The sequence below is a fragment of the Mycobacterium sp. SMC-4 genome, assembly GCF_050205565.1.
Classification (GTDB): Bacteria; Actinomycetota; Actinomycetes; order Mycobacteriales; family Mycobacteriaceae; genus Mycobacterium.
Window position 1 is genome coordinate 305,736 of record NZ_JBNMQU010000006.1, and the last position, 26,954, is coordinate 332,689.

Annotated in this window: 23 protein-coding genes; 13 read left to right on the plus strand and 10 right to left on the minus strand. The window is 67.1% G+C overall.

Annotated elements, in window-relative coordinates:
• Together ACQI46_RS13400 and ACQI46_RS13405 are read left to right on the plus strand one after the other, a co-directional pair.
• A complete protein-coding gene (locus ACQI46_RS13400) occupies positions 1–1,194 on the plus strand; it encodes an acyl-CoA dehydrogenase family protein (protein ID WP_427094480.1) in 1,194 nt (397 codons plus the stop codon).
• Positions 1,191–2,396, plus strand: coding sequence for a cytochrome P450 (locus tag ACQI46_RS13405; protein WP_427094481.1), 1,206 nt, complete (start codon positions 1,191–1,193; stop codon positions 2,394–2,396). The genes ACQI46_RS13400 and ACQI46_RS13405 overlap by 4 nt, the downstream gene beginning before the upstream one ends.
• 74 nt (positions 2,397–2,470) lie before the next feature.
• Here the strand turns inward: ACQI46_RS13405 and ACQI46_RS13410 are convergent, their stop codons facing one another.
• A complete protein-coding gene (locus ACQI46_RS13410) occupies positions 2,471–3,616 on the minus strand; it encodes a thiolase family protein (protein WP_427094482.1) in 1,146 nt (381 codons plus the stop codon).
• A 53-nt stretch (positions 3,617–3,669) separates the two neighbouring features.
• Positions 3,670–4,044, minus strand: a complete 375-nt coding sequence (locus ACQI46_RS13415; RefSeq protein WP_427094483.1) for an NYN domain-containing protein — start codon at positions 4,042–4,044, stop codon at positions 3,670–3,672.
• 43 nt (positions 4,045–4,087) lie between these two features.
• On the opposite strand from ACQI46_RS13415, the gene ACQI46_RS13420 reads away from it, so the two are divergent.
• Positions 4,088–6,259, plus strand: coding sequence for a molybdopterin-containing oxidoreductase family protein (locus ACQI46_RS13420; protein WP_427094484.1), 2,172 nt, complete (start codon positions 4,088–4,090; stop codon positions 6,257–6,259).
• Positions 6,260–6,359: 100 nt separating this feature from the next.
• Here ACQI46_RS13420 and ACQI46_RS13425 read toward each other — a convergent pair whose 3' ends face one another.
• Positions 6,360–7,571: a CaiB/BaiF CoA transferase family protein gene (locus tag ACQI46_RS13425; protein ID WP_427094485.1), complete on the minus strand. Its 1,212-nt coding sequence runs from the start codon at positions 7,569–7,571 to the stop codon at positions 6,360–6,362.
• 138 nt (positions 7,572–7,709) lie between these two features.
• On the opposite strand from ACQI46_RS13425, the gene ACQI46_RS13430 reads away from it, so the two are divergent.
• Entirely contained in the window at positions 7,710–9,248 is a 1,539-nt protein-coding gene (locus ACQI46_RS13430; protein ID WP_427094486.1) for an aldehyde dehydrogenase family protein, read from the plus strand.
• A 4-nt stretch (positions 9,249–9,252) separates the two neighbouring features.
• Here ACQI46_RS13430 and ACQI46_RS13435 read toward each other — a convergent pair whose 3' ends face one another.
• Positions 9,253–10,461 carry a cytochrome P450 gene (locus ACQI46_RS13435; protein WP_427094487.1) on the minus strand — a complete coding sequence of 403 codons (1,209 nt, stop codon included), beginning with the start codon at positions 10,459–10,461 and terminating at the stop codon, positions 9,253–9,255.
• A gap of 123 nt (positions 10,462–10,584) precedes the next feature.
• On the opposite strand from ACQI46_RS13435, the gene ACQI46_RS13440 reads away from it, so the two are divergent.
• Both ACQI46_RS13440 and ACQI46_RS13445 read left to right on the plus strand, forming a co-directional pair.
• Positions 10,585–11,373, plus strand: a complete 789-nt coding sequence (locus ACQI46_RS13440; protein WP_427094488.1) for an SDR family oxidoreductase — start codon at positions 10,585–10,587, stop codon at positions 11,371–11,373.
• Positions 11,373–12,848 carry an aldehyde dehydrogenase family protein gene (locus ACQI46_RS13445; protein WP_427094527.1) on the plus strand — a complete coding sequence of 492 codons (1,476 nt, stop codon included), beginning with the start codon at positions 11,373–11,375 and terminating at the stop codon, positions 12,846–12,848. Before ACQI46_RS13440 ends, ACQI46_RS13445 begins: the two co-directional genes overlap by 1 nt.
• 1 nt (position 12,849) lies before the next feature.
• On the opposite strand, the gene ACQI46_RS13450 is transcribed toward ACQI46_RS13445, so the two are convergent.
• The 4 genes from ACQI46_RS13450 to ACQI46_RS13465 form a co-directional block, all read right to left on the minus strand.
• Positions 12,850–14,502, minus strand: coding sequence for an acyl-CoA synthetase (locus tag ACQI46_RS13450; protein WP_427094489.1), 1,653 nt, complete (start codon positions 14,500–14,502; stop codon positions 12,850–12,852).
• A 67-nt stretch (positions 14,503–14,569) separates the two neighbouring features.
• Positions 14,570–15,181 (minus strand): cysteine hydrolase, encoded by a 612-nt coding sequence (locus ACQI46_RS13455; protein WP_427094490.1) that lies wholly within the window; start codon positions 15,179–15,181, stop codon positions 14,570–14,572.
• Positions 15,178–16,194 carry a Rieske 2Fe-2S domain-containing protein gene (locus ACQI46_RS13460; protein ID WP_427094491.1) on the minus strand — a complete coding sequence of 339 codons (1,017 nt, stop codon included), beginning with the start codon at positions 16,192–16,194 and terminating at the stop codon, positions 15,178–15,180. The genes ACQI46_RS13455 and ACQI46_RS13460 overlap by 4 nt, the downstream gene beginning before the upstream one ends.
• On the minus strand, positions 16,194–17,147 hold the full coding sequence (locus tag ACQI46_RS13465; protein WP_427094492.1) for a TIGR03619 family F420-dependent LLM class oxidoreductase: 954 nt from the start codon (positions 17,145–17,147) through the stop codon (positions 16,194–16,196). The genes ACQI46_RS13460 and ACQI46_RS13465 overlap by 1 nt, the downstream gene beginning before the upstream one ends.
• Positions 17,148–17,273: 126 nt before the next feature.
• Between ACQI46_RS13465 and ACQI46_RS13470 the strand changes: the two genes are divergently transcribed.
• The 5 genes from ACQI46_RS13470 to ACQI46_RS13490 are packed head-to-tail and all read left to right on the plus strand — an operon-like array spanning position 17,274 to position 22,554.
• Complete coding sequence (locus ACQI46_RS13470; protein WP_427094528.1) at positions 17,274–18,926, plus strand: flavin-containing monooxygenase; 1,653 nt, start codon at positions 17,274–17,276, stop codon at positions 18,924–18,926.
• Positions 18,923–20,023 (plus strand): alpha/beta fold hydrolase, encoded by a 1,101-nt coding sequence (locus ACQI46_RS13475; protein ID WP_427094493.1) that lies wholly within the window; start codon positions 18,923–18,925, stop codon positions 20,021–20,023. Before ACQI46_RS13470 ends, ACQI46_RS13475 begins: the two co-directional genes overlap by 4 nt.
• 37 nt (positions 20,024–20,060) lie before the next feature.
• Positions 20,061–21,143 carry a phosphotransferase gene (locus ACQI46_RS13480; RefSeq protein WP_427094494.1) on the plus strand — a complete coding sequence of 361 codons (1,083 nt, stop codon included), beginning with the start codon at positions 20,061–20,063 and terminating at the stop codon, positions 21,141–21,143.
• Positions 21,140–21,514 carry a nuclear transport factor 2 family protein gene (locus ACQI46_RS13485; protein WP_427094495.1) on the plus strand — a complete coding sequence of 125 codons (375 nt, stop codon included), beginning with the start codon at positions 21,140–21,142 and terminating at the stop codon, positions 21,512–21,514. The genes ACQI46_RS13480 and ACQI46_RS13485 overlap by 4 nt, the downstream gene beginning before the upstream one ends.
• Positions 21,511–22,554: a TIGR03857 family LLM class F420-dependent oxidoreductase gene (locus tag ACQI46_RS13490; protein ID WP_427094496.1), complete on the plus strand. Its 1,044-nt coding sequence runs from the start codon at positions 21,511–21,513 to the stop codon at positions 22,552–22,554. The genes ACQI46_RS13485 and ACQI46_RS13490 overlap by 4 nt, the downstream gene beginning before the upstream one ends.
• A gap of 58 nt (positions 22,555–22,612) precedes the next feature.
• On the opposite strand, the gene ACQI46_RS13495 is transcribed toward ACQI46_RS13490, so the two are convergent.
• The gene (locus ACQI46_RS13495; RefSeq protein ID WP_427094497.1) at positions 22,613–24,109 is read right to left on the minus strand and encodes an acyl-CoA carboxylase subunit beta; all 1,497 of its coding nucleotides are present in this window, start codon (positions 24,107–24,109) and stop codon (positions 22,613–22,615) included.
• A 78-nt stretch (positions 24,110–24,187) separates the two neighbouring features.
• Between ACQI46_RS13495 and ACQI46_RS13500 the strand changes: the two genes are divergently transcribed.
• Together ACQI46_RS13500 and ACQI46_RS13505 are read left to right on the plus strand one after the other, a co-directional pair.
• Entirely contained in the window at positions 24,188–25,219 is a 1,032-nt protein-coding gene (locus tag ACQI46_RS13500) for an LLM class F420-dependent oxidoreductase (protein ID WP_427094498.1), read from the plus strand.
• 14 nt (positions 25,220–25,233) lie between these two features.
• Positions 25,234–26,472: a cytochrome P450 gene (locus ACQI46_RS13505; RefSeq protein WP_427094499.1), complete on the plus strand. Its 1,239-nt coding sequence runs from the start codon at positions 25,234–25,236 to the stop codon at positions 26,470–26,472.
• Positions 26,473–26,590: 118 nt separating this feature from the next.
• Here the strand turns inward: ACQI46_RS13505 and ACQI46_RS13510 are convergent.
• Positions 26,591–26,954: amidohydrolase family protein (locus ACQI46_RS13510; RefSeq protein WP_427094500.1), on the minus strand; the 364-nt coding region annotated here is incomplete at its 5' end.

Here is a 26,954-nt window from a genome sequence, read left to right on the forward strand (position 1 = left end):
ATGGATTTCTCCTGGGTGGAACTGTCCGACGAGGAGCAGAAGTTCCAGGACGACGTGCGCAGCTTCCTGAGCGAGATCGTCACCGACGAGGTGATCCGGCGGGATCGTGAGACCGGGGACAACTTCGACGAAGGGGTCCATCTGGCGCTCGGCGCCGCAGGCTATCTCGACCGCGACTGGAATCCAGAGAGCCCCAACCCGTTCAGCCGGGTCGAGCGTCGCATCTGGGAGCTGGAGAAGCGGCGAGCGCACGTGCCGTGGGTGACATCGGGTACCACGGCGATGATCTCGAAGTCGGTGCAGAAGTTCGGTTCGCCCGAACTGAAAGACGAAGTGCTGCCCAAGGTCTACAGCGGTCACGTGCGCATGTGCCTGGGCTACACCGAACCCGAGGGCGGCTCGGACGTGGCCACCTGCAAGACCCGCGCCGTGCGGGACGGCGACGAGTGGATAATCAACGGCTCGAAGATGTTCACCACCGGCGCACACAACTGCCAGTACGTCTTCCTGATCACCAACACCGATCCGACCGCGAAGAAACACCAGAGCCTGACGATGTTCCTGGTGCCGCTCGACACGCCGGGCATCGAGATCCAGGGCATCCGCACCGTCGACGGCGACCGCACCAACATCGTCTACTACAGCGACGTGCGCGTCTCCGACCGCTACCGACTCGGTGGGATCAACGAGGGCTGGAAGGTGGTGCGCGAGCCCCTCGACGCCGAGCACGGGGCGGTCGAGGCCGCCGACGACGGCCTGCAGGACGTGGCGATCATGACCCACCAGGCCAACTTCATGGCAAACGCGGTCGACAAGGCGGCCGAGAAGTCGACGGTGCCGGATCCCAACGGGCACAGGCTGATCGACGACGAGTCCGTCGCTTACCGGTTGGGCCGCAGTGTCGCACGCTTGGAGGCATCGTTGTCGGCGCCGAGCATCTTCGGCCGCGTGGCGCTGGCCCAGACGATGCGTGACATCTCCCCGGATCTGATGGACATCATGGGGGCCGCCTCGGCGTTGCCGGTGGGCACCGAAGGAGCCGCCGACGACGGCGCCTCGGAGTACATCTACCGGTTCGCGCCACTGGTCGGCATCTACGGCGGCACCCTCGAGGTGTTCCGCAACATGATCGCGCAGTACGTGCTGGGGCTGGGCAAGCCGAACTACTCGCCGCCGGCAAAGAAGGCGTCGTGAGCGCTGCGACTGTTTCGTTCGACCCGTTCTCCGACGAGTTCTTCACCTCGCCCTACGAGACCTACCGGCGGATGCGGGACGAAGCCCCGGTGTACTACAGCGACGAATTCGACTTCTACGCGCTGACCCGTCACGACGACGTCGCCGCGGCGTTCAAGGACCACGAGACGTTCTCGTCGGCCTACGGGGTGGATCTGGCCGAGGTACGCAAAGGGGAACCGACCAAGCACGGCTCGATCATCGCCATGGATCCGCCCGCGCACCGTCGCATGCGCAGCCTGCTCAACAAGGTGTTCACCCCCCGCGCGATCGAAGCTCACCGCGACTTGGTGACCCGTCTGATCGACAAGCACCTGGCGGCCGTCGACCCCGACGGATTCGACTTCGTGCAGGACTTCTCGGCGCTGTTCCCGGTGGACATCATGACCACCATGCAGGGGGTCCCCGACGAAGATCATCAGCAGGTGCGGCTCTGGATCGACGAGCTGCTGCACCGCGAACCCGGCGAGGTGGACATGACCGAGGCCGGCAAGAAAGCCGGCGTCGACATGGCGGTGTACTACTACCAGTTGATCAAGCAGCGCCGCGAGAACCTCGGCGACGATCTGCTGAGCAAGCTGATCCGCGCCGAGATCGAGCGGGACAACGGCGAGATGGAGCCGCTGAACAACGTCGAGATCACCGAGTTCGCCATGCTGTTGGGTGGAGCCGGGGCCGAAACGGTCACCAAGCTGCTCGGCAGCGCGGCCGTCGTGTTCGCCGAGAACCCCGACCAGTGGCAGAAGCTGCGCGACGACCGCAGCAAGATCCCACTGGCCGTGGAGGAGTTGCTGCGGTACGAGGCGCCCGCGCAGTACAACGTGCGCTGCACGCTGCGGGAGATCGAACTGCACGCCGTCACCATTCCCGCGGGCAAGCCGGTGTTCCTGGTCGGTGGGTCGGCGAATCGCGACCCGCAGGCCTGGACCGATCCCGACCGCTTCGACATCGACCGCAACCGCACCGAAGCCCAGAACCTGGGCCTGGGTTACGGGATCCACAGTTGCCTGGGCGCGGCGCTGGCCCGCATGGAAAGCGCTGTCGCACTGGACCGCATGCTCGATTTCATGCCGCGGTACGAGGTCGACCGGGACCGCTGCACCCGCGTCAACATGCAGAACGTGGCGGGATGGCGCAACGTCCCGGTGCGGTTGCTGCGCTGACTACCCGCGAAATTGCATTCCACGCGCGTCAAACCGCGATCTGACGCGCGTGGAATGCAAGTTCGGCGGGAGATTCACGTGGTCAGGATCGTCGCACCGGCGGTGCCCGGCGCGCCGTAGAGCTGAGCGAAGCCGACCTTGGGCTCGCCCGGGATCTGCCGGTCGCCGGCCTGCCCGCGCAGTTGGCGCACGATCTCGTGGATCTGGCGCAGACCGGACGCGCCGATCGGTTCACCGTTGGCCAGCAGCCCACCGTCGGTGTTGACCGGCATGGCGCCGCCGATCTCGGTGGTGCCCTCGGCGAGCAACTTCTCCTGGTCGCCGTCGGCGCAGAAACCGCATTCGGCCATGTGGATGACCTCGGCGCCGGCATCGGTGTCCTGCAACTGGATCACGTCGACGTCTTCCGGTGCGACACCGGCCTTCTCGAAGGCCGCGCGGGCCGCGTAGACCGTCGGCGCCACGTCCTCGTCGACCGGGGCGAACGTGGTGTTCACCTCGTAGGCGCCGTACTTACGGGTGCGCACCTCGACCGCGCGGACGAACACCGGCCTGTCGGTGTAGCGGTGCGCGATGTCGGCGCGGCACATGACCACCGCGGCGGCACCCTCGTCGGGTGAGCAGAACATGTACTGCGTCAGCGGATAGTTCAGCATCGGCGAGTTCAGGATCGCGTCCTCGTCCATCGGCTTGCGACGGAAAGCATTCGGGTTCAACGCCCCGTTACGCAGGTTCTTGTTGACGACCTTGGCCAGCGTCCGATGGCTGATGCCGTGCTCGTGCAGATACCGGTTGGCCTTCATGCCGAAGAACTGGGTGGTCAGGTACTGACCGTTCTCGGCATACCAACTGGGCATGCCGACCAGTGCCGGGTCTTCGGTGAACGCGCCACGCGGATGCTTGTCCAGACCGACGGCGATTCCGATGTCGTAGTCGCCCAACCGGATTCCATCGGCACAGGCCTTCGTGGCACTGGCCGCGGTGGCACACGCGTTGAACACGTTGGTGAACGGCATGCCCGACAAACCCACCATGCCGACGATCGCGTCGGGATTGGCCACCGTCCAACTGCCACCGACACCGAACCCGATGTCGTTCCAGCTGACGCCGGCATCGGCGACGGCGGCGGTGATGGCGTCCACGCCCATCTCCATTGCGGTCTTGCCCTCGAACCTGCCGAACGGGTGCAGTCCCACGCCGATGATCGCGACATCGTGCATAAAAGAGATCCTCTCGATCCGCCTTCTCAACGGTAAATCTTACGGTAAACCTGTCAGCGTGGATCCACCAGACCGCGTAGCGCCTCGGCAGGGAACACGGACGCGCCGACGGCGCGAACGCGGTCGGCCAATGCGCGGTCCGAGGTCGCGACGGTGATACCGGCAGGATCCTCGGCAGACCCGACCAGCCGGACGATCTCGTCGTCCGCGGAGTTCGGTGCCGCCGCAGGGGCGTGCGTCACCGTGATGACCGTCGACTCCAGCGGCGGCGACGGTGGCTTCTCGAACACCACCGTCACGTCTGATCCCTCGCGCGACGCCCAGGCTTCCAGCTTCTCGACCAGAGTGGCCATCGCGCGTTGCCGGTCGCGCCACCACCCGTCCGGGCGGCTGCCGATCACGTTCATTCCGTCGACAATCCAGCGCATTGTGCGCAGACTAACGAAGTAATACAGCGCAGGAGGCATCCCGATGTCCGACGTCGTCCACAAAATTACGTTCTGCCGGATCTGTGAACCGTTGTGCGGCATGATCGCCACGGTCGAGGACGGCAAGCTCACCGCGCTGCGCCCGGACAAGGAGCACCCGCTGTCGGCGGGGTTCGCCTGCCAGAAGGGGATCGCGTTCACCGAGGTCGTCAATGATCCCGACCGTGTCACCGTGCCGCTGCGCCGTACCCCGACCGGGTTCGAGCAGGTCACCTGGGACGAAGCGATGGACGACATCACGACGCGACTCTCAGCGATCCTGACCGAGCACGGGCCCGAGGCCGTCGGCTGGTACATGGGCAACCCCGGCGCGTTCAGCTACGCGCACGTGATGTCGGCACTGGGATTCATCAAAGGTCTCGGTCGCGGGACGCACTTCTTCACGGCGTCCTCGCAAGACACCAACAGCCGCCTGATGGCCAGCCAATTGCTCTATGGGACACCGATTTCGGTGCCCATCCCGGATCTGACCCGCACCGATCTCCTCGTGGTGATGGGCGCCAACCCCGTGGTGTCGCACGGCAGCTTCCTGACCGCACCCCGGATCAAGGACCGCATGCACGACATCGTCAAACGCGGTGGGCGGGTGGTGGTCATCGACCCGAGGCGCACCGAGACCGCGGCTCAGTTCGAATGGCAGGGCATAGTCCCGGACACCGATGCGCTGCTCCTGCTGTCCCTGCTGAACGTGTTGTTCGCCGAGGAGCTGGCAGACAAGGACCGGCTCGAAGAACTCGCTCACGGGCTCGAGTGGCTCCGCGCGCAGTGCCGACCGTTCACGCCGGAGGCCACCGCACCCCGGACGGGTATCGAGGCGGACACGGTGAGGGCACTGGCGCGCGACCTGGCGTCCACGCCGCGCGCCGCGATCTACGGCCGGCTGGGCACCTGCGTCGGCCGCTACGGCACGCTCACGTCCTACCTGATCGACGTCGTGAACCTGGTGGCAGGCAACCTCGACCAGCCCGGGGGATCGGTGTTCAGCGGCCTCGGCCTGCCCGGCGAGCAATGGACCAACACGGTGATGGGCGCCGCGCTGCGCCGAACCTACCGGCGCCGTCGCTCACGCATCGGGGGAGTGCCGGCGCTGATCGGTTCGGAGCCGGCCGCGTTGATGGCCAAGGAAATCCTGACGCCGGGGCAGCGGCAGATCCGCGCGTTGTTCATCAGCGCGGGCAACCCGGTGCTGTCGGTGCCCAACGGGGACGAGCTGGCGTCGGCGTTGAGTTCTGCGCCGCTGACCGTCGGGCTCGACTTCTACCTGACCGAGACCACCGCGCTCTGCGACTACGTGTTGCCGGTGACCACGATGTACGAGCGCGACGACTTCCCGCTCACGTTCCAGCTGTTCCAGGCCACGCCGTTCCGCCAGGCCACCGAGGCGGTCATCGCGCCCGTCGGGCAGGCCCGCACCGAGTCCCAGATCGTCGGCGAGCTGATCACCCGTCTGGCCGGTCGGTCGCGGGTGTTCACCGCGCTGGCCGCAGTCAACCGGGCGACGGGCGGCCGGTTCCGCTCGCGGCGACTCGCCGACGGCATCATCCGGATCGCCGGGGGAGGCGACCGGTTCGGCGTGCGGCGCGGCGGGCTGACGTTCGACCGACTGACGCGGGATCACCCGCACGGGACGGTCCTCGATCCGCACCTGGAGACCGGCCGGCTGCGCAAGGTCATCAGCTACCGTGACCGGCGGATCCGGTTGGAGCACAACGATATCGCCGAGCAGATTCAGCTGCTGTCGGCGCAGCAGTACCCGGCCGACTATCCGTTGCGGATGATCGGGATGCGCGAAACCCGTTCGGAGAACTCCTGGATGCACAATGCGCCGCTGCTGATGCGGGGCGAGCGAGGCCACCACGGTGTGATGCACGTCGACGACGCAGCCGAGCTCGGCATCGACGACGGTGCGCGGGTTCAGGTCCGGTCACCGTACGGGCAGATCACCACCTCGGTCACCCTGAGCAAGGACATCATGGCCGGGGTGATCGCGCTGCCCCACGGGTGGGGGCACAACGGCACCGGCGGCTGGCAGCTGGCGAACAAGGCGGGCGGCCCCAACGTCAATCAGCTGACATCCAGTGAGCCCGATGACGTCGAGGCGCTCAGCGGGATGGCGTGGCTGTCCGGCGTCCCGGTGCGCGTCAGCCCCGTCTGACTCTCCTCCCGCCGAAATTGCATTCCACGCGCGTCAAGTGGCGACTTGACGCGCGTGGAATGCAATTTCGGCGGAGTAGGGGACGGGGAGGGGGAGAAGGTCAGGCGATGGCGCCGCTGTCCTTGAGCGCCTCGATACGGTCCCAGTCCAGTCCGAGCTCCATCAACACGATCTCGGTGTGCTCGGAGGCCTGCGGTGCGCGCGTCGTCTCCAGCGGTTCGTGGTTGAACTGCACCGGACCGCGCACCACCTTGAACGGCTTGCCGCCGTCGGTGGCCTCGACCTCGACGACCATGTCGTTGGCCAGGGCCTGCTCGTCGGTGCCCAGGTCGACCAGGCTCTGGAACGGCGCCCACTGACCCTTCATGGTCTTGAGGTGCTGACGCCAATACTCGAACGGCTTGCTGCGGATGGATTCGGCGATCAACCGCGCCGCTTCCTCGGAGTTCTCGATCAACGGCATGACGTCGTTGAAGCGCGGATCGTCGGCGAGTTCGGGCAGACCGAGGTGCTCGAACGCGTCCCGGATGTAGCCGGTCGGGCTCACGATGCACAGGTTGATGGTGCCGCCATCAGAGGTCAGGTAGTTGGCCATGAACGGGTTGACCGCGCTGACCGAGTCCGGCATCAGCGACCGCATGGTCTCACCGGTCTCCATGCCCTGGGTGACGCTGGCCCCGGCCGCCCACCACGCCGTCGACAGCAGCGAGACATCGATCTCGACGGCTTCACCGGTGCGCTCGCGGTGGAACAGCGCCGCCGAGATTCCGCCCGCGATGTTCATCCCGCCGATCGAGTCGCCGAACGCCGGAATGCCTTGGGAGAGCGCGCCACCGATCTCTTCCGGCGTCAGCGCGTGCCCGACACCGCTGCGCGTCCAGAACGCGGTCCCGTCGAAACCGCCGGTGTCGCGTTCGGATCCCTTGTCGCCGTAGGCGCTGCCGCGTGCGTAGATGATGTTGGGGTTCACCGCACGGATGTGCTCGACGTCGAACTTGTTCTTCTGTCGTTGAGCCGGCATGTAATTGGTGAGAAAGACGTCGGCGGTCTTGGCGATCTCGTACAGCACTTCCTGGCCGCCCGGCGTCGACACGTCGATCCCGACGCTGCGCTTGCCGCGATTCGGGTGCTCGATCAACGGATGCCGGTTCGGGTCGAGTTGAAACCCGCCCATGTTGATGAAACCGCGCTGGGTGTCGCCGCGTACGGGATGCTCGACCTTGATGACGTCGGCGCCCCAGTCCGCCAGGATGGCACCCGCGGCGGGCACGAACGTGAACTGCGCGACCTCGAGGACCCTGACGCCCTGCATCACCTTGATCAAACCCGTGCCCCTATCTGACGGCGTTGTCGAGCGGTTGTCGGGGAAGTCTAGCCCAGTTTCGATACTGTAATGTTTACCGTTGCGTGTCCCGGATGGGTCGCGCTGTCTTTCGACCGAAGGTTCCCCATGGGCGAAGCCGTAATCGAATCGCAGACCAGCGTCGAGGTCGGCCGGCGCGCCGGCGAGCGCGCCGAACGTCGAATGCTCATCGGCGGGGATCTGGTCGCCGCCGAATCGGGCGCCGAGTTCGACAATGTCAGTCCGGCCACCGGCGCGGTGCTCGGCGCGACAGCCGCGGCCGACGTCGCCGACATGGACCGCGCGATCGCGGCCGCCCGCACGGCCTTCGACACCTCGGACTGGTCGACCAACCGGGCGTTGCGCCGTCGGTGTCTCGAACAGCTGCAGGCGGCCCTGGAAGCCGAGAAAGACCTGCTGCGCGAGGAATTGATCGCCGAGACGGGCGCTCCGGTGATGACGACGCAGTCGGCCCAACTGGACTGGCCGCTGGCCGAGGCCCTGCGCTACCCCATGCGGCTGATCGACACGTTCGAGTGGGAGCGCACCCTCGACGGCGGCGGCCTGTTCGGTGAGCGCAACATCCGCATGGTGGTCAAGGAGTCTGTCGGTGTGGTGGCGGCGGTGACGCCGTCGAACTTCCCGATCGAGGTCATCCTCAACAAACTCGGCCCCGCTCTGGCGGCAGGCAACACCGTCGTCCTCAAACCCGATCCGCACACTCCGTGGAACGCCACCCGAATCGGTCGGCTCATCGCCGAACACACCGACATCCCGCCCGGCGTCGTCAACGTCGTCACCACCCCGTCGAACGAGGTGGCCGGACTGCTCGGCACCGACCCCCGGGTGGACCTGGTGTCGTTCACCGGCTCGACCGCGGTCGGCAAGCTGCTGATGCGTCAGGGTGCCGACACGATGAAGCGGATGTTCCTCGAGTTGGGCGGCAAGTCGGCGGCCATCGTGCTCGACGACGCCAACCCGGCGGCCATCGTGCCCACCGCGATCGGGGTGTGCGTGCACGCCGGGCAGGCGTGTGCGGCGACCAGCCGGATGCTGGTTCACCGTTCGCTCTACGACCAGGCCGTCGCCGACATCACCACCGCATATCAGTTTGTGCCCGTGGGAGACCCGGTCGATACCGGCACTCTCGTCGGCCCGGTCGTCAGCGCCGCCCAACAGGAGCGGGTGCTGACCGCAATCGACGGCGCCCGACGCGCGGGAGCCGAGATCACCGTCGGCGGCGGACCGGCGACCGGACTGCCCGACCACCTGGCCGGGGGCTACTTCGTGGCACCCACCGTGGTGGCTGGCGTGGACAACAGCGCCGACATCGCCCAGCAGGAGATCTTCGGTCCGGTGCTGGTGGTCCTGCCGTTCGACGACGACGACGATGCGGTGCGCATCGCCAACGACAGCCCGTTCGGTCTGGCCGGCGCGGTGATGTCCCGGTCGGAAGAACGGGGAATGGCGATCGCACGGCGCGTGCGCACCGGTGCCTTCGGAGTCAACGGCGGCATGTTCTACGGCGCCGACGCACCGTTCGGCGGCTACAAGAGCAGCGGCGTCGGCCGCCAGTGCGGCATCGAGGGTTTCCAGCAGTACCTGGAGACCAAGACGATCGCCCGCCGGGAGCGCCGCAAGAGCTGAGGACCTACCGGTCCGCGGGGCGGAAGGTGACCGGCAGCGCTGTCGGTGAGCGGAACGGCTGACCGTGGATGTGCGGATCGTCGTCGGTGACCAGCTGGATGTCGGACAACCGGGTCAACAACGTCTCCACGGCGACCCGCGTTTCCATCCGCGCCAGGTGCAGACCCATGCACGTGTGCTCACCGGCGGCGAACGAGATGTGGGGCGTCCGCTTACGGAAGATGTCGAACTGTTCGGAACGCTCCCAACGCTTCTCGTCGCGGTTGGCCGATCCGATGCAGACGTCGATCACCGAGCCGGCCGGAATCGGTAGGCCTTCGAGCTCGGTGTCCTCGGTCGCGGAGCGCTGCACCGTGGTCAGCGGTGTCTCGTACCGCAGACCCTCTTCGATTGCCGCGCCGATCAACTCGTGGTCGGCCTGCACGGCGTCGAACTGGTCGCGGTGGGTCAGCAGCAGATACAGCAGGTTCCCCGACGACCGGTAGGTGGTTTCCAGCCCGGCGGGCAGCAGCAGACGCAGGAACGAGTAGATCGCCTCGTCGCTGAGTTTCTCCCCGTCGATCTCGGCCGACACCAGGTCGCCGATGATGTCCTCGGTCGGGGCCGAGCGGCGCTGGTCGATCTGGGCCAGGAAGTAGTCCTTCAGCGCCGCGGAGGCCTCGAACGCACGCTGGTACTTCACGGTGTAGCTGATCAGCTGCACCGCGCGCTTGCGGAACCAGGGCAGGTCCTCTTCGGGGAGGCCGAGCAGCCGCGAGATGACGCGGGTCGGAAACTCGAACGTGAAGTCCCGCACCAGGTCGGCTTGCCCCGCGTCGACGAACTCGTCGATGAGCTCGTTGACCACCGGCCGGACGATCTCGGGTTCCCAACGCGCCAGCGAGCGCGACTTGAACGCCGCCGAGACGAGATTGCGGTGCTCCCAGTGCGGCTTGCCCTCCATCGCCAGGATGGTCGGGCCGATGAACAGGCCGATGGTCGAATCGTAGATCCGCGAGTTGAACACCTTGCCGTCCCGGAACACCCTGTTGACGGCATCGAAGGACACTGCGGCATAGAGGTTTTCCGGAACCATCGATGCCGGGGTCTTGGACCAGTCCATCACCGACCCACGGAACACGCCACCCTCTGCGCGACGGCGCGCGAACATCGGATACGGGTCGCGGAAGTCGATGGGCTCATCGACTGCGAGATCCGGTGCCGGGTTCTCCATGAAGTTACTGTAACGCTTACAGTAGTGCGTGTACAGGACGCGATCCGCCGTAAACCGTAATAGTTACAGTAACTGCGACTACGATCGTTTCCGCCACCGCGAGGGATTGCCAGGAGGTCAGCTATGGGTTCGGACGTGCGCCGTGTGGTGGTCGTCGGTGCGGGTTCGGGAATCGGCGCCGCGACGGCGCGGTGGTTCCGCGACCGCGGCGATCACGTGCTGGCTGTCGATCTCCGCCCCGGGACCGGGTCGGCCGCGCAATGGCTGGTCTGCGACCTGCGCAACGCCGACGAGATCGCGCAGACCCTGGCGGCGATCGGTGACGGATGGGACGTCGTCGCGCACGTCGCCGGGATCCCAGGTACCGCGGCGGCAGCCGATGTGTTGTCGGTCAATTACCTCGGCGCCAGGCTGATGCTCGACGGCATGCTGCCCCGGATGAATCGGGGCGGGTCGATGGTCGCGGTCGCCTCGACCGCCGCCCTCGGCTGGGAGAACAACCTCGAGATGCTGTCGAGGTTGCTCGAAGTCGACGATGCCCCAGCGCTGAACGAATGGCTCGCGGGGCAAGATCCGGCGATGGCCTACTACCTGTCCAAGCAGGCGCTGATCCTGTACGCCAAACGCCTCAGCGGCCTCGCGTGGCGCGACTACGGCGTACGGGTCAACACGGTCAGTCCCGGGCCCACCGAAACGCCGATACTCGGCGACTTCGAGCAGGCGATGGGCAAAGAGATGCTCGACGGCGTGCGCGCGACGATCGGCCGCCACGGCACCGTCGACGACATGGCTCCGGCCATCGGGTTTCTCGCGTCGCGGGAAGCAGGCTGGATCAACGGTCAGGACATCCAGGTCGACGGCGGCTTCAACGCGGCCTTGATGTATCCGATGCCGGCACGAGCCGGCGCGTGATGGCAGTGCCGCTCGATACCGCCGTGCCCACCGGGTCCGATCCGATGGCCGCGCTGTTACAGCAGCAGCGTGCATCGTTCCTCGCCGATGGGCCGCCGGATCTATCGGTGCGGCACAACAGGATCGACCGTCTCCTGGCGATGGTGCTCGACCATGCCGACGACTTCGTCGAGGCCATGTCCGCCGACTACGGCACCCGACCACGAGACGGGTCACTGTTCACCGAGATCCTCGGGATGGTCTCGGTGATCGAGCACACCCGAGCGCACACGAAGCAGTGGATGAAGCCGCACAAGGTGCTGCCGTCGGGGCGGCTGTTCGGGGTGAAGGCCGAAGTCCACCCGACCCCGAAAGGCGTCGTCGGGATCATCGGGCCGTGGAACTTCCCGCTCAACCTCGTCGTGCTTCCCGCGGCCGCGGCGTTCGCGGCGGGCAACCGCGTGATGATCAAGATGTCGGAGGTGACCCCGCGGACCGCAGAGAGGTTCGCGGTGCTGGCTTCGCAGTTCTTCGACCCGACCGAGCTCGCGGTCGTCACCGGTGACGTCGAGGTGGCGTCGGCGTTTTCCCGGCTGCCGTTCGACCACCTGTTCTTCACCGGTTCGCCGTCGGTGGGCGCGGTGGTGGCCCAAGCCGCGGCGGCGAATCTAGTGCCGGTGACCCTCGAGTTGGGCGGGAAGAACCCGGTCGTCGTCGCCCCGAATGCCGACATCGACCGCGCCGCCACCCGCATCGCCCAGGGCCGCATGATCAACGGGGGACAGGTGTGCGTATGCCCCGACTACGTCTTCGTCCCCGAGTCGCACGCCGAGCAGTTCGCCGCGACCGTGCGTGACACCTGGCGCGGAATGTTCCCGTCCATCGCCGGCAACGACGACTACTGTTCGGCGGTCAACCAAGCCAACTTCGAGCGCGTCGTGGGGTTGATCGAAGACGCCCGGGCCAGGGGTGCGCGCGTCGAATCGGTCGCCCCACCCGGTGAGTCGCTGCCGGACCCGGTGACCCGCAAGATCGCACCGACGCTCGTGCGCGACATCGACGAATCCATGGCACTGGCAGCCGAGGAGACGTTCGGCCCGGTCCTCACCGTGCGCACCTACCGCGCGTTGGGCGAGGTCGTCGACCACGTCAACGCGCGTCCCTGCCCGCTGGTCGCGTACTGGTTCGGGCCCGACGACGGTGACTTCCGCTCATTCGTGCGCCGCACGCGCAGCGGTGGGGTGGCGCGCAATGACTTTGCGGCACAGATGATTCCGTCCGATGCTCCGTTCGGTGGGATCGGACGCAGCGGGATGGGTGCCTATCACGGCAAGGCCGGGTTCGACGCGTTCACCCACTACCGGTCGGTGGTGGGCAGTGACCTGCCGTTCACGATCACCGGCCGGGCGGCGCCGCCGTTCACCCGATCGCTGCGGATGACGACCGCGCTGGCGCTGCGCAGCGCACGCAAGCGCACCCGCCGTCGGCTGGGATGAGTCAGCTGCCGCTGACGGCCTGTTCGCGCGCCCACCGGTAGTCGGCCTTGCCGGCCGGGCTGCGCTCGATCACCGGCCGGAACACCACCGCCTTGGGAAGCTTGTAGCGGGCGATGACCGCAGCCGCATGGTCGATGAGTTCCTCGGCGGTGGCCTGCGCACCCTGGGCCAGCGCGACGACGGCCACCACCTCCTGGCCCCAGCGCTCGCTCGGGCGGCCCGCGACCACCACGTCGGCGACGGCGGGGTGGGAGGCGACGGCCGACTCCACCTCTTCGGCGAAGATCTTCTCCCCACCGGAGTTGATGGTCACCGAGTCGCGGCCGAGCAGTTCGATCGAGCCGTCGGCGAGGTGTCGGGCGCGGTCACCGGGGATCGAGTAGCGCACACCGTCGATCACCGGGAAGGTGGCCGCGGTCTTGGTGGCATCGCCCTTGTAGCCGAGCGGGACATATCCGCGCTGCGCCAACCAGCCGATGCCGTCGTGCCCGGGCGCCAGCATCGTGCCGAGATCCTCGTCGGCCACGTAGGTGTCGGGTCCGGCGTTGAACTTGCCCGTCGACACCGCCCCGGGCGCCGACATGTGGGTCATCTGGGCACCGGTCTCCGAGGAGCCGACGCCGTCGACGACCATCAGGTTCTCCTTGGCGTCGATCAACAGCTGCTTGGCCGTCGGGGTGAGTTGAGCTCCGCCGTTGGCGACCACGGCCAGTGAGGACAGGTCGGCGTTGGTGCGCTCGAACGCCTCGGCCAGTGGGCGGGCCATGGCGTCACCGACGACGGTGACCGCCAGCACCTTCTCGCGTTCGATGGTCGCGACCACGTCGTCGACGTCGAGGTGACTGCTGACCGACGAGAACACCACGGTCTGACCGGTGTTCATCGCCGTGAAGACGGCCCATTGCGCGGCGCCGTGCATCAGCGGCGGCAACACCAGAAGCGAGGTGCCGGGGGATTGGGCGCAGCGCTGCGCGATCTCGTCGTAGGTCGACACCAGTTCGCCGGTGTAGAGGCTGCGGCCGCCGAAAGAGGCCATGAAGATGTCGTGCTGGCGCCACAAGACACCCTTGGGCATGCCGGTGGTACCGCCGGTGTAGAGCACATAGAGGTCGTCGGGCGACGGTGTCACCGGCGGCGGATCGGCCGGCTCCTCAGTCATGATCGAGTCGTAATCGACTGCGCCGGGCAGCAATTCATTGCCCGAGTCGTCGGCGATCTGAATGAGCACGCGCAGCTGCGGCAGGTCCGGCAGCACTTCGGCCAGGCGGGGCGCGAACGCGGAGTGATACAGCAGGGCGGTGGCGCCCGAGTCGGCCAGTAGGTACTGCAGCTCGCTCTTGACGTAGCGGTAGTTGACGTTGAAGGGGGCGACGCGGGCGCGCCACGCGCCCAGCATGCCCTCGACGTACTCCGGCCCGTTGTGGGCGTAGATGCCCAGCAGGTCCTGCCCGACCTCGTGGCCCGCGAGCTGTGCGCGTTCGGTCTGGCACCCGAGCCCCTGGGCGTGCAGGAAGCGGGCCAATCTGTTCGACCGCTCGACCACTTGGGCGTAGGTCAGGCGGCGGTCGCCCTGGACGATGAAATCGCGGTCGCCGATGACGGCCGCGACGGCGTCGGCGGCGGCCGGAACGGTGAACTGGGTCGTCTCAGACATACGGCCTCTCATCGCTGGGTGACAGATGAAGATCTTGGAGGACTCTAACCGGCCGGTGTGAGGCCGGTCACCGCCACGCGTCGATCAGCTCTTCGGTGGTGGTGATGGTGGCCAGCAGCGACAGCGTGTTGTCGATGACCGCGTCGGCATAGTCGGCGGGGATGCCGGCGACGGCGTCGCGGGGCACCACGACCCGGTAGGCCGCGTTGACCGCATCCATGACCAGGTTGGTGATGGCGACATTGACCGACACTCCGACCGCCACGATCGTCGTCACGCCGAGGTTGCGCAGCACGGCGTCCAGGTCCGTGCCGCCCATCGGCCCTATGCCGTGCCACCGGTACAGAACCAGATCCGTTGAGGTGGCGGACAATTCAGGTACCAGTTGCGTCCCCGGGCCGCCCGGACTGATGTCCACCCCGGCGCCCACCGCGAAGAGCTTGGCGTTGTGGTTGGACCCGCGGCCGTCGTCGCGACGTTGCACCACGCAGTGCACCACGTTCACCCCGGCCGCCCGCGCTGCGGGGAGCAACTTCGCGATGTTGGGCAGCGCCGCGCGGCGCGCCTCGGTGGCCAGCACACCCATGCCGGCGTCCGGCCCGACGATCGCTTCCTGACACTCCTGCGTGACCACCGCGGTGTGCGCCGGCGCGACGAGCTCGCCGAGGCTGACCCTCACGCCGTACCGGCCTGCTGTCCGGCGGGCGGGACTTCGTAGAACTGCTGAGCCCATTTCCGCATCGCCATGTACGGCTTGGCGTCCACCTTGGCCAACGGCGGGTTCTCCACGTACTTCTGGTAGCGCCAGATGTCGCAGTCCTCCCACACCGTCTTGAGGAACTGCTTCTCCACCTTGGTGCGCACCTCGGCAGGCGGGATGTCAGACGTCTCGCCCGGTACTTTCGGCCACCAGATCGAATAGAACATGTCCGACACCTCGTCGTCGACCGGGGTGCAGGCGAAGATCAGCCGGTGGTTCGAGGAGCCTTCGAAGGCGCTCATCGCGAACCCGAGCCCCGAGAAATGGCTGTGGATGCGCAGCGCCATCTTGTCGGGGTCCTCGCTGCGGGCGTCGGGCCAACCGGTCAGGAACCGCCACTCCTGGTCCACGTGCTCCCAGTGCAGACACACCGGCGTCACGGTGGCGCCGTGCACGTAGCGGAAGTGGGAGCTGTCGGGCCCGTTCTCGGCCACGATCTGCGGATGCACCGGGATGGCGTCGGCACGGCTGGAGAACTCGGGATAAGGCCGGTAGTACGCGTTGGCGTCGGTCTCGAACTGGGGAAACTTGTGGAAGATGTCGGGTAGCTCCCACTGCGGTTCGCCACCCTGGGGCTGGTACCACATGAAGATGCACCCGTACTGCTCCTTGACCGGATAGGACCGCAGTCGCAGTCCTCGGTTGGGGCGGTCCGGTTGATAGGGGATGTAGGTGTTGGCCCCGTCGGGTCCCCAGCGCCAGCCGTGGAACGGGCATTCGACACAGTCGCCGACCACCTTGCCGCCGTGTCCGATGTGGGCGCCCAGGTGTTTGCAATGCGCCTCGAGCACATGCAGCTCACCGGACTCGTCGCGGTACGCGGCCAGGTCCTCACCGAAGTACTTCAGCGCCTTGACATCACCGACTTCGAACTCCGCGGACCAACCGATCATGAACCACCCGGTGACCTTCCAGGTGAACGGTACTTTCATCAGATCTCCTTCCGTGCGACGCCGGCCGGCGACGAGGTTGCAGTCAGTGCGCTCCGGCCGATGACGGCGGAACCGAACGCGTCGATGAAGTCCAGGGCGGCCCGCGCCGACCGTCCGTCGGCGCGGATCAATGCCCACGTCGCTCCGCCGGCTGCCAGCTCCTCGAGCGCCTCGAGGGTGCGCGACGGGTCGGCGACGTCGAGGATCGGACAGACCACCTGCACGTCGAGCGTGGCCGGGTCGCGTCCGGACCGCTCCATCGCGTCGCGCAGCCGGGACACCGAGCGGGCGAAGGCACCGACGTCGGCGATGGCGGGGGTGCGCATCGAGGTGGTCAACGCCGCAGGCGCGATGACCGGCATCCACCCCGTGCCGTATTCGACCACTCGACGCTGCGCCGCGGCGCTGTTGCCGCCGATCCAGATCGGCGGATGGGGACGTTGTACCGGACGCTGCGTCCAGACCGGTCCGGCGGTGCAGAACCCGCTGCCGCGGACCGGCGTGTCCGGGTCGACCCAGATGGTCCACAGCGCGTGCAACGCCTCGTCGAACAACGCTGCGCGCCTGCCGAAATCGACACCGACCGCGGCGAACTCGGAACGCAGGTAGCCCGCACCGAGGCCGGCGATCAGGCGGCCCCCCGACAGGTGGTCGAGGGTGGTCAGCGCCTTGGCCGCCAGGTAAGGGTTGCGGTAGGGCAGCACGTAGAGATTCGTCATCACTTTCAGCCGCGTCGTCACCGCGGCCATGAAAGCCAGAGCCGCCACGGGGTCGAGGGTGTCGTGCCCGCCGTGGGTGCGCCATTTCACCGACGGCGCGGGGTGTTCGCTCAACGCGACGGCGGAGAACCCGGCCGTCTCGGCTGCCCTCGCAACGTCGGCGATGACATCCGGGCGGACGAAGTCATCGCTGGCGGCCGGCAGGTCGCCGGGATACTCCAACGTGAATCGCATCGTCTCTGCCTTCGGCGTCGTAGGGCTCAAATTGCCGAATCCGTCCCGGCCCGGCGCCGCTACTGTAATAGTTACAGTAACATCCGCATAGTGGCGTCAGCCACGAACCGACGAGGAAGCGTGACAGTGTCGTCGACGACCGCCGAATCACCCCGTTCCGACCTGTTGACCGGCCCGTTCGACGCCGTCGTCATCGGCGCCGGGTTCTCCGGGCTGTATGCCCTGCACCGGCTCCGCGAACAGGGCGTCGCGGTGCGCGTGCTGGAGAAGGCCGACGACGTCGGGGGCACCTGGCTGGTCAATCGATATCCGGGCGCGCGCTGTGACATCGAGAGCATCGAGTATTCCTATTCGTTCTCCGAGGACATCCAGCAGGAGTGGGTCTGGACCGAGACGATGCCGGCCCAACCCGAGATCGAGGCGTACCTGAACTTCGTCGCCGACCGCCTGGACCTGCGCCGCGACATCGCGTTCGGCGCCGAGGTGGTGTCGATGATGTTCGACGAAGCCGACGCGACCTGGGCGCTCCGATTGGCCTCGGGGGAGACGATCAGCACCCGCTACGTCGTCGCTGCCACGGGCATCCTGTCCACGCCGCTGGAACCGTCGATCCCCGGGATGGACACGTTCACCGGAACCTCACTGCACAGCAGCCGGTGGCCGCGCGACGGCGTCGAGCTGTCCGGTCGCCGCGTCGGGGTCATCGGAACCGGATCCACCGGGGTCCAGCTGATTCCCGTGGTCGCTCGAGACGCGTTGACGCTCACCGTCTTCCAGCGTTCGCCCGCCTACACGTTGCCCTGGGAGGTCCGGGCCTTCGGGCCCGGCGAACTCGACGAACTGAAAGCGCGGTACCCGGAGATCCGGGCCGCGCAGCGCGAGCACCCCGTGGGCGCGGCGCGACTGAGCGCCTTCTCGGTGATGCTGGAGATGCTGACCAAACCGCCCCTGAAGACGGCCTCGGCGCAGGAACAGCGACGCGCCGTCGAAGAGGGCGGAATCATGGGCGCCCTCAACTGGGGCGACGTGTTCTTCGACATCGAGGCCAATCGCATGGCGTCGCGGCTCTACGGCCAGGCGGTGGCCCAGATCGTCAAAGACCCCGCGACCGCGCGGGCGCTGACCCCCAGCCATCCGTTCGGCTGCAAGCGTCCGATCATCGACCAGGGGTACTACGAAACCTTCAACCGCGACAACGTGACATTGGTCGATCTGCGGGACAATCCGATCGTCGCTGTACGGCCCGAGGGGATCGAGACCGGCGGTGGACTGCACCAACTCGACGTGATCATCTACGCGACCGGCTTCGACGCCATGACCGGCGCGCTGTCGCGCATCGACGTTCGGGGCCGAAACGGGATGTCGTTGCGCGACTTCTGGGCACAGGAGGGGCCGCTGAGCTATCTCGGCCTGGCGGTGGCCGGCTTTCCCAACCTGTTCATCGTGCAGGGCCCCGGGAGTCCCTCTGCAGCAACCAATTTCGTTGCCGCGCTGGAGCAGCACATCGAATGGATCGGCGACTGTGTCGCACACCTGCAGGACCAGGGTTACCGGACCATCGAAGCCCAGCCCGGCGCGCAACGAGAATGGATCGAGCACACCACATCTCTTGTGGAACCGACAGTGCTGGTCCACCCGTCGTGCAGTTCCTGGTACAACGGCGGCAACGTCGAAGGCAAGAAGCGCATGTACATGGGTTACACCGCCGGGATCCCCGAGTACCGACGGCGCTGTGACGAGATCGCCAAGGCCGGCTACACCGGGTTCACCCTCGCGTGAACATCGCCGAGCGCGCTGGTCGCGTGGTGGCCGACTTCGCCGGTGTGCTGCCACGGGCGCACTCGGCGCTGACTTCATCCGGTGACTGGAACGCGCTGTCACTCAACGGAGCCCGCCAACTGGGCGAGGTCGTGCTCGACGAGTTGGCGTTGACGGGGCTGACCCTGACCGCACCACCGCCCCGACTGGAGCGCAGCGTCGCGTCCTGCGCCGCGATCGGCGCCGAACTGCCCACGGACCTCGCAGAGGCCCACACCGATCCGGACCCGTTGCGCATCAGAGCCGTTCAGCGTCGCCGATTCGGTCGACACAGCTACGAACAACTCACCTTCGACCACGACCCGGTGCTGCCCGAACCGCTGGCCCGTGAAGGCTTCGGCGGGCCCGCGACCGCCGTGCTGCACCTGTGCCGCGACGACGACAGCCGACGCCCCTGGCTGGTGTGGGTGCACGGCGCGGGTCAGGGACAGCCGATCGACCTGCTGGTCTCGCGGGCCCGACGGATCCAGGACCGGTTCGGGTTCAACATCGCGCTGCCGGTGCAACCCGGTTGCGGAGTGCGCAGGTCCCGGTGGCCGCGGTATCCGAGTATGGACCCGGTGGAGAACGTCGCCGGCATGATGCGGGCGGTGTCCGAGGTGCGGGCGGTGGTGCGCTGGTTGCGGCCGCAGGCGGACGCTGTTGCGGTGTCGGGGGTTTCGATGGGAAGCCCCGTCGCGGGCCTGGTATCCCACCTCGAACCGGTCGACGCCGTCGCGGTGTACACCCCGATCGCGGGCCTCAACGCGATGATCGCCGCGCACCTCGGGCGCTGGGGACCGTCGGTGCGCGACACCATCGCGCTGCTGCAGTCCGGCGCGGCCGCCGACCTCATGGCGGTCGTGGACTACCAGTCGGTGGCACCGACCGCGCCGCCGGACCGCAGGTTGATCGTCGGCGCCTGGTACGACCAGATGGCACGCCCGGAGACAGCCCGGGAACTGCACCAACGGTGGGGCGGCCAACTGTACTGGCACCGCGGCAGCCACGTCGGGCACCTGGTGGCGCCGGGCGTGCAGGCCGCTTCCGAAGAGTTCCTGCGCGCAGTCGGCCGGTGACTCGCGTGCTCCGAACCCACATCCCAGGAGGCCGACGGTGACCCTCGCGCAGACCGACATTCCCGCAGGTGTCGAGGACATCACCGCCCAATGGCTCACCGCCGTCCTGCGGGCCGACAGCGACCTGCCGAAAGACCTGCAGGTCAACGATGTTCAGGCACACCGCATCGCCGAGGACACAGGGTTCTCGTCACTGCTCTACCGGCTGACCCTCACGGGGACCGCCGAAGTGCCGCCCACCCTCATCGCGAAATTACCCGCGGGTTCAGAAGCCCGCGGCGCGATGGACCTCCTGGGTGGCTATCGCCGCGAAGTCGCGTTCTACCGCGAGGTGGCCGCGCACGCACCGATCGACACCCCGGCCGTCTACAGCGCCCGCATGGCCGACGACTCAGCGGACTTCGTGCTGCTGCTCGAAGACCTGCAGCACTGGGAGAACGCCGATCATCTGGCCGGCTTGTCGCTGGATCGGGCACGATCGGCCGCCGCGCAACTGGCCGGGCTGCACGCCTGGTCGGTGCAGCCGAGCAATTCGGGTGCCCTGCAGCACTTCCCGAGTCTCGACTCCCCGGTGGTACGGGATCTGCTGCTGCCGGCGTTCGAGCCGGGGTGGCGAATGTACCGTGACCGGACGGCTGCGCCGGTGCCCCGCCGCGTCGCGCGGTTCGCCGAACGGTTCGTCGAGCACGCCGGCGAGGCGCTCTCCGTGCTGGCCGAGCACTCGATGCTGCTGCACGGCGATATCCGCGCCGACAACATGTTCTTCGACGGGGACAGACTCAAGGTGGTGGACTTTCAGTTGACCTCGACAGGGTGCGGTATGTCCGACATCGCCTATCTGCTGAGCCAGGGTCTACCCACGGACACGCGCCGTGGCCACGACGAAGCTCTGGTCGGCGAGTACCTGGACGCGCTGGCGAGCCGCGGCGTCGTGGGCTACTCGTTCGACAACGCGTGGCGCCGATACCGCTACGGCATCGTCTACTCGATGGTGTTGCCGGTCATCATCCTCAATGGTTGGGAGGCGCTGCCGCCGCGGTCACAGGCTCTGTGCATCGAGCTGACCGACCGGGCAGTCGCCGCCATCAACGACACCGATGCCATGGAGGTCTTCTCATGAGCCGGTCGGCGCGCGAAGTCGTCGAACTGTACAACCTGGTCGTGTGGAACCAGCGCGATTTCAAGTTGGCCGAGGAGCTGATGGGCGCGACCGTGATCCGCCACGACGTGGGGGAGTCGACGACGCTGACCCACGAGCAGGCCGTCGCGCGCATCGTCGACCACTGGGCGATGTTCGAGACCATCCGCTTCGACTTGAACCTGGTGGTGGCCGGAGACGACGGCGAGCACGTCGCCATCGTCTACGAATCCCCGATGACGCTCAAGGACGGCACCACGACCACGATCAGCAGTATGGAAATTTTCCGCGTCGTAGATGGCAGGATCACCGAGGTCTGGAATTGCGGCTACAAGCAAGGAGTTTGGGCGTGACGGAACCAACGCTGGATGAGCTGGGTTTCTATCTGCTGGCCGGCGCCGGTGGCGAGGGTCCCGCCACGCTGATGGACGAGGCCCGCCGCGGCGAGGAACTCGGTTTCGGCACCGGGTTCATCTCCGAGCGGTGGAACGTCAAGGAAGCGTCCTCGCTGACCGGTGCCGCGCTGGCCGTGACCAGCCGCATGCAGATCGCCACGGCGGCCACCAACCACAACACCCGCCATCCGCTCATCACGGGGTCGTGGGCCACCACCATGCACCGGTTGTCCGGCGGACGGTTCACGCTCGGGATCGGCCGCGGCATCGGCGCGATCTACAACGCATTCGGCATTCCGTCGGTGACGACCGCGCAGATGGAGGACTTCGCGCAGGTCATGCGCAAGCTGTGGCACGGCGAGCTGATCTTCAACCACGACGGACCGCTCGGCAAATACCAAGTGCTGTTCCTCGACCCCGATTTCCGCGAGGACATCCGGCTGGCCATCGTCGCCTTCGGCCCCCAGACGCTGGCGCTGGGCGGGCGGGAGTTCGACGATGTCATCCTGCACACCTACTTCACCCCCGACACTCTGCAGCGCGCCGTCAAGACCGTCAAAGAGGCCGCCGAGCAGGCCGGCCGGGACCCGGCCAGCGTGCGGGTGTGGTCGTGCTTCGCCACCGTCGGCGACCACCTCCCCGAGGAGCTGCGGCTGAAGAAGACCGTGGCCCGGCTGGCCACCTACCTGCAGGGCTACGGTGACCTGCTGGTCAACACCAACGGCTGGGATCCTGCTGTGTTGCAACGCTTCCGCGAGGACTCGGTGGTGCAGTCCATCGGCGGCGGCATCGACCACAAGGCCACCGCCGAACAGATCGAGCACATCGCCACGCTGATCCCCGACGAATGGCTCGAGCCGTCGGCCACCGGCTCACCGCAACAGTGCGCCGACCGGGTGCGCAAAGAGTTCGACTACGGTGCCGACGCGGTGATCATGCACGGCGCCACACCCGACGAACTCGAGCCGATCGTCGCCGCCTACCGCGCCGGTGCCTAGCGATTTCGGCGTGGTTGTCGTCGCTGAGCGTCGATGACCACGCCGAAATCACGCGGGGTCAGGGGGTGATGACGGTGCGGGTCACCGGCTGGGCGGCGGCCTGGCGGCTGTAGAGCCCACGCTCGAGCGCGTCGATGAGCACGTCGCGCGTCTCCTCGGGGTGGATCAGGTCGTCGAACCCGAGGTGCCCGGCCGAGCGGAACGACGCATCCACCTCCGCCTGCCGCAGTTTGGCTTCGATGTCCTCGGTGGCGTGGGAGGCCTTGCTCAGCGCGGCCGCACTCATCGCGCCCATCGTCGCGCCGGGGTAGGCGAAGGTCGCGCTCTGGTTGTCGAAGCCCAGCAGAGACATCACCATCGACCCGAAGCCGTACGCCTTGCGCAGCGTCACATGCAGTTTCAGCGTGGTCGCCGCGGTCTGTGCGGCGAACATGCGGGCGCCGCTGCGCAACACACCGGTGCGTTCGGAGCGGCTGCCCGGCAGCATGCCGGGGTTGTCGGCAAGGAACACGATCGGCAGGTGGAACGCGTCGGCGACCATGATGAAATGTGCGGCCTTGTCGGCCGCATCGGCGTCGATCGACCCGGCCAGCACCTTGGGCTGATTGGCCACCACCGCCACCGGGTGGCCACCGAGATGAGCCAGCGCGGTGATCATCGCCGGCCCGAACTTGGGCTGCACCTCGAACCAGTCGGCGTCGTCGAACACGACGTCGAGTACCGCGCGCATGTCGTAGACGCGGCGGTTGCCGCGGGGGACGATGTCGAGCAGTTCCGGGGTGGAGCGCCGCGCGGATGCCTCGTCGGCGGGTCGGGACGCCGGATACGACCAGGCGCTGGATGGGAAGTACGACAGGTAGCGGCGGATGTCGTCGAGCACCGCTGCGTCGTCCTGGCCGAAGTTGTGGATCACGCCGCTGGCCAGCGCGACCGACGGGCCGCCCAGGTTTTCCTTGGAGATCTCCTCGCCTGTGGACTCTTTGACCACCGGCGGTCCGGCGGTGAAGATCGCGCCTTGGGCGGTCATGATGGTCCAGTCGCACACCGGTGCGACGAGCGCGCCGTGCCCGGCCGACGGCCCGAACAGGCCGCTGACCGTCGGTACCTTGCCGGAACACTGCGCTTGCGCCAGCAGGTCGGTGGGGGTGCGTCCGTAGTGCTCCCCGCTGGGACGAAAACCCGCGCCCTCCAACAACATCACCATCGGGACACGGTCGCGCAGCGCCAGCTCGGCCAGCCGGTAACGCTTCGCGTTGCCACCCGGGCCGATACTGCCGGCCAGGGTGGTGAAGTCCTCCGCGCCGACGAGCACTGGACGGCCGTCGATCAGTCCCGACCCGGTGACGATGCCGTCGGCGGCGATGTCACCGCCGACGAGGGTGCCGAACTCCCGGAACGAGCCCTTGTCCAGCAGATGGTCGATACGGCCGCGCGCATCGAACTTGCCCTTGCCGTGGTGTTTGGCCAGACGCTCCTCGCCGCCCATCGCGCGGGAGTGATCCCGTCGCCTGTTCAGCTCCGCAAGTGTGTCCTGCCAATCCTCGGCACTGGCCATGCGCAGACTCCTCTTCTCCGGCGGCGCGACGTCTCCGGCGTTGACCTTACTGAATTGCTTACTGTAGCGTCATCCAACATGGGTGCTGGAGGCGGCCTGAAGGTGGATGCTGCCGTCGTCAGTCAACTGTCCCAGGTTCCGACGGCCGCGAGAACACTGGAACGACGCGGATTCGACGGCTGCTGGACGGCCGAGATCAACCATGATCCCTTCCTGCCGCTGACGTTGGCCGCCGAGCACACTCACAGCATCGAACTCGGCACCAGCATCGCCGTGGCGTTCGCGCGCAATCCGATGACGGTGGCCCAGATCGGTTGGGACCTACAGGACTACTCGCAGGGGCGGTTCATCCTCGGTCTCGGATCGCAGATCAAACCGCATGTCGAAAAGCGCTTCAGCATGCCGTGGAGCAGACCCGTCGACCGGATGCGCGAATTCGTCGAGGCGCTGCACGCGATCTGGGAGTGCTGGCGCGACGGCACGCGGCTGGACTTCGAGGGTGACTTCTACACGCACAAACTGATGACGCCGATGTTCGTCCCGCCGCCGCAGCCGCACGGCGACCCCAAGGTGTTCGTCGCCGCGGTGGGCGACCGGATGACCGAGATGTGCGGCGAGGCCGCCGACGGTCTGCTCGCACACGCCTTCACGACGCGGCGCTACATGCGGGAGGTCACCATCCCGACGCTGAGCCGGGGACTCGAGCGCGCCGGCCGCCCCCGCGAGGCCATCGAGGTGGCCAGCCCGCTGTTCGTCGTCACCGGCAACGACGAAGAACAGGTGGCGGCGGCCTCGGTCGCGATCCGCAAGCAGCTGGCGTTCTACGCATCCACACCGGCCTACCGAAACGTGCTGGAACTGCACGGTTGGGGCGACCTGCAGACCGAGATGCACCGGCTCTCGCGCCAGGGCGACTGGGACACCATGGGCTCGCTCATCGACGACACGCTGCTCGAGGAGTTCGCCGTTGTCGGCCTGGTCGACGACATCGTGGACAAGATCCGCTCCCGGTGTGACGGCCTGATCGACCGTGTGCTGGTGGGCTTCCCGCCGTCCATCGACGAGGCGACCGTCGTCGACCTGGTCACCGATTTGCGCCGCGGCGCATGACGAAGGAGACACAGATGAGTGTTCGCATCGCCGACGAAGCAGCCAAGGTCTTCGCCGACCCGACCGCTTATGCCGACGAGCCCAGATTGCATGCCGCACTGACGCATCTGCGTGCGAACGCTCCGGTGTCGTGGGTGGAGGTGCCCGGCTACAACCCGTTCTGGGCGATCACCAAGCACGCCGACATCATGGCCATCGAGCGTGACAACACCGTCTTCACGAACTCGCCGCGACCCGTGCTGACGACCGCCGAAGGGGACGCGCAGCACGAATCGATGGGCATCAGCACGTTGATCCACCTCGATGACCCGCAGCACCGTAAGGTCCGGGCGATCGGTGCAGATTGGTTCCGGCCCAAGGCAATGCGTGCGCTGAAGCAGCGGGTGGACGAACTGGCGAAGATCTTCGTGGACCAGATGGCCGAACGCGGTGGCGAATGCGACTTCGTCTCCGAGGTCGCGGTCAATTTCCCGCTGTATGTGATCATGTCGCTGCTCGGGATACCGGAGTCGGACTTCGGCCGCATGCTGACCTACACCCAGGAGCTCTTCGGCAACGACGACGCCGAGTTCCAGCGCGGTGTCAGCATGGAGGAACGCGGCCTGGCGCTGTTCGACATGTTCAACTACTTCAACGAGATCACGGCCGCACGCCGCGCGAACCCCACCGAGGATCTCGCGTCCGCGATCGCGAACGCACGCATCGACGGCGAACCGCTGTCCGACATCGACACCGTGTCGTACTACCTCATCGTCGCCACCGCAGGCCATGACACCACCAGCGCCACGATCTCCGGCGGGCTGCAGGCCCTGATCGAGAACCCCGACCAGCTACGCAGACTGCAGCAGCAGCCCGATCTGATGCCGCTGGCGGTCGAGGAGATGATCCGCTGGGTGACGCCGGTCAAGGAGTTCATGCGCACCGCCCAGCAGGACGCCGAGGTCCGCGGCGTGAAAATCGCTGCGGGAGAGTCGGTTCTGCTGTCCTACCCGTCGGGCAACCGCGACGAGGACGTCTTCACCGACCCGTTCACCTTCGACGTCGGACGCGATCCCAACAAGCACATCGCATTCGGTTACGGTGTGCACTTCTGCCTGGGTGCCGCACTGGCCCGGATGGAGATCAACAGCTTCTTCACCGAGCTGCTGCCGCGGCTGTCGTCCATCGAGTTGGCCGGGCCCCCCGAGCACACCGCCACGGTGTTCGTCGGGGGGCTCAAGCACCTTCCGATCCGCTACACGATGTCGCGCTAGTCGGCCGCCGAATTTCCTCGGGCTCCTTACTCCCTGGCCCGCCGAAATTGCATTCCACGTGGCGTTTTCGCGAGTTGACGCGCGTGGAATGCACTTTCGGCGCAGGGAGGCGGGGAAGCTAGTCGGCCGCCGAATTTCCTCGGGCGGCAGCCTTGAGGGCATCGAAATGTCCTGCACCGGCGCCACGTTCGCCCTCTTTGTGGTGTGAGAGGGCTTGGATGGAGACGTCGTGTCCTTCGGCGGCTTTGCGTAGCGCCCCGACGGTGGCCTGGTCTTTGCCGATGTGGGTGAACGGATCCCAGTGATACCAGCGCATCGCGTTCTCATAGGTCATCTTGTTGATCTCGTCATCAGCGACGTTGTTGGCCTTGAGGACCTCGTCGAGTTGTTCGGGGGCCCCGGGCCACATCGAATCCGAATGCGGGTAGTCCGCCTCCCAGCAGATGTTGTCCACCCCGATGGCATGGCGGGTGGCCACCCCG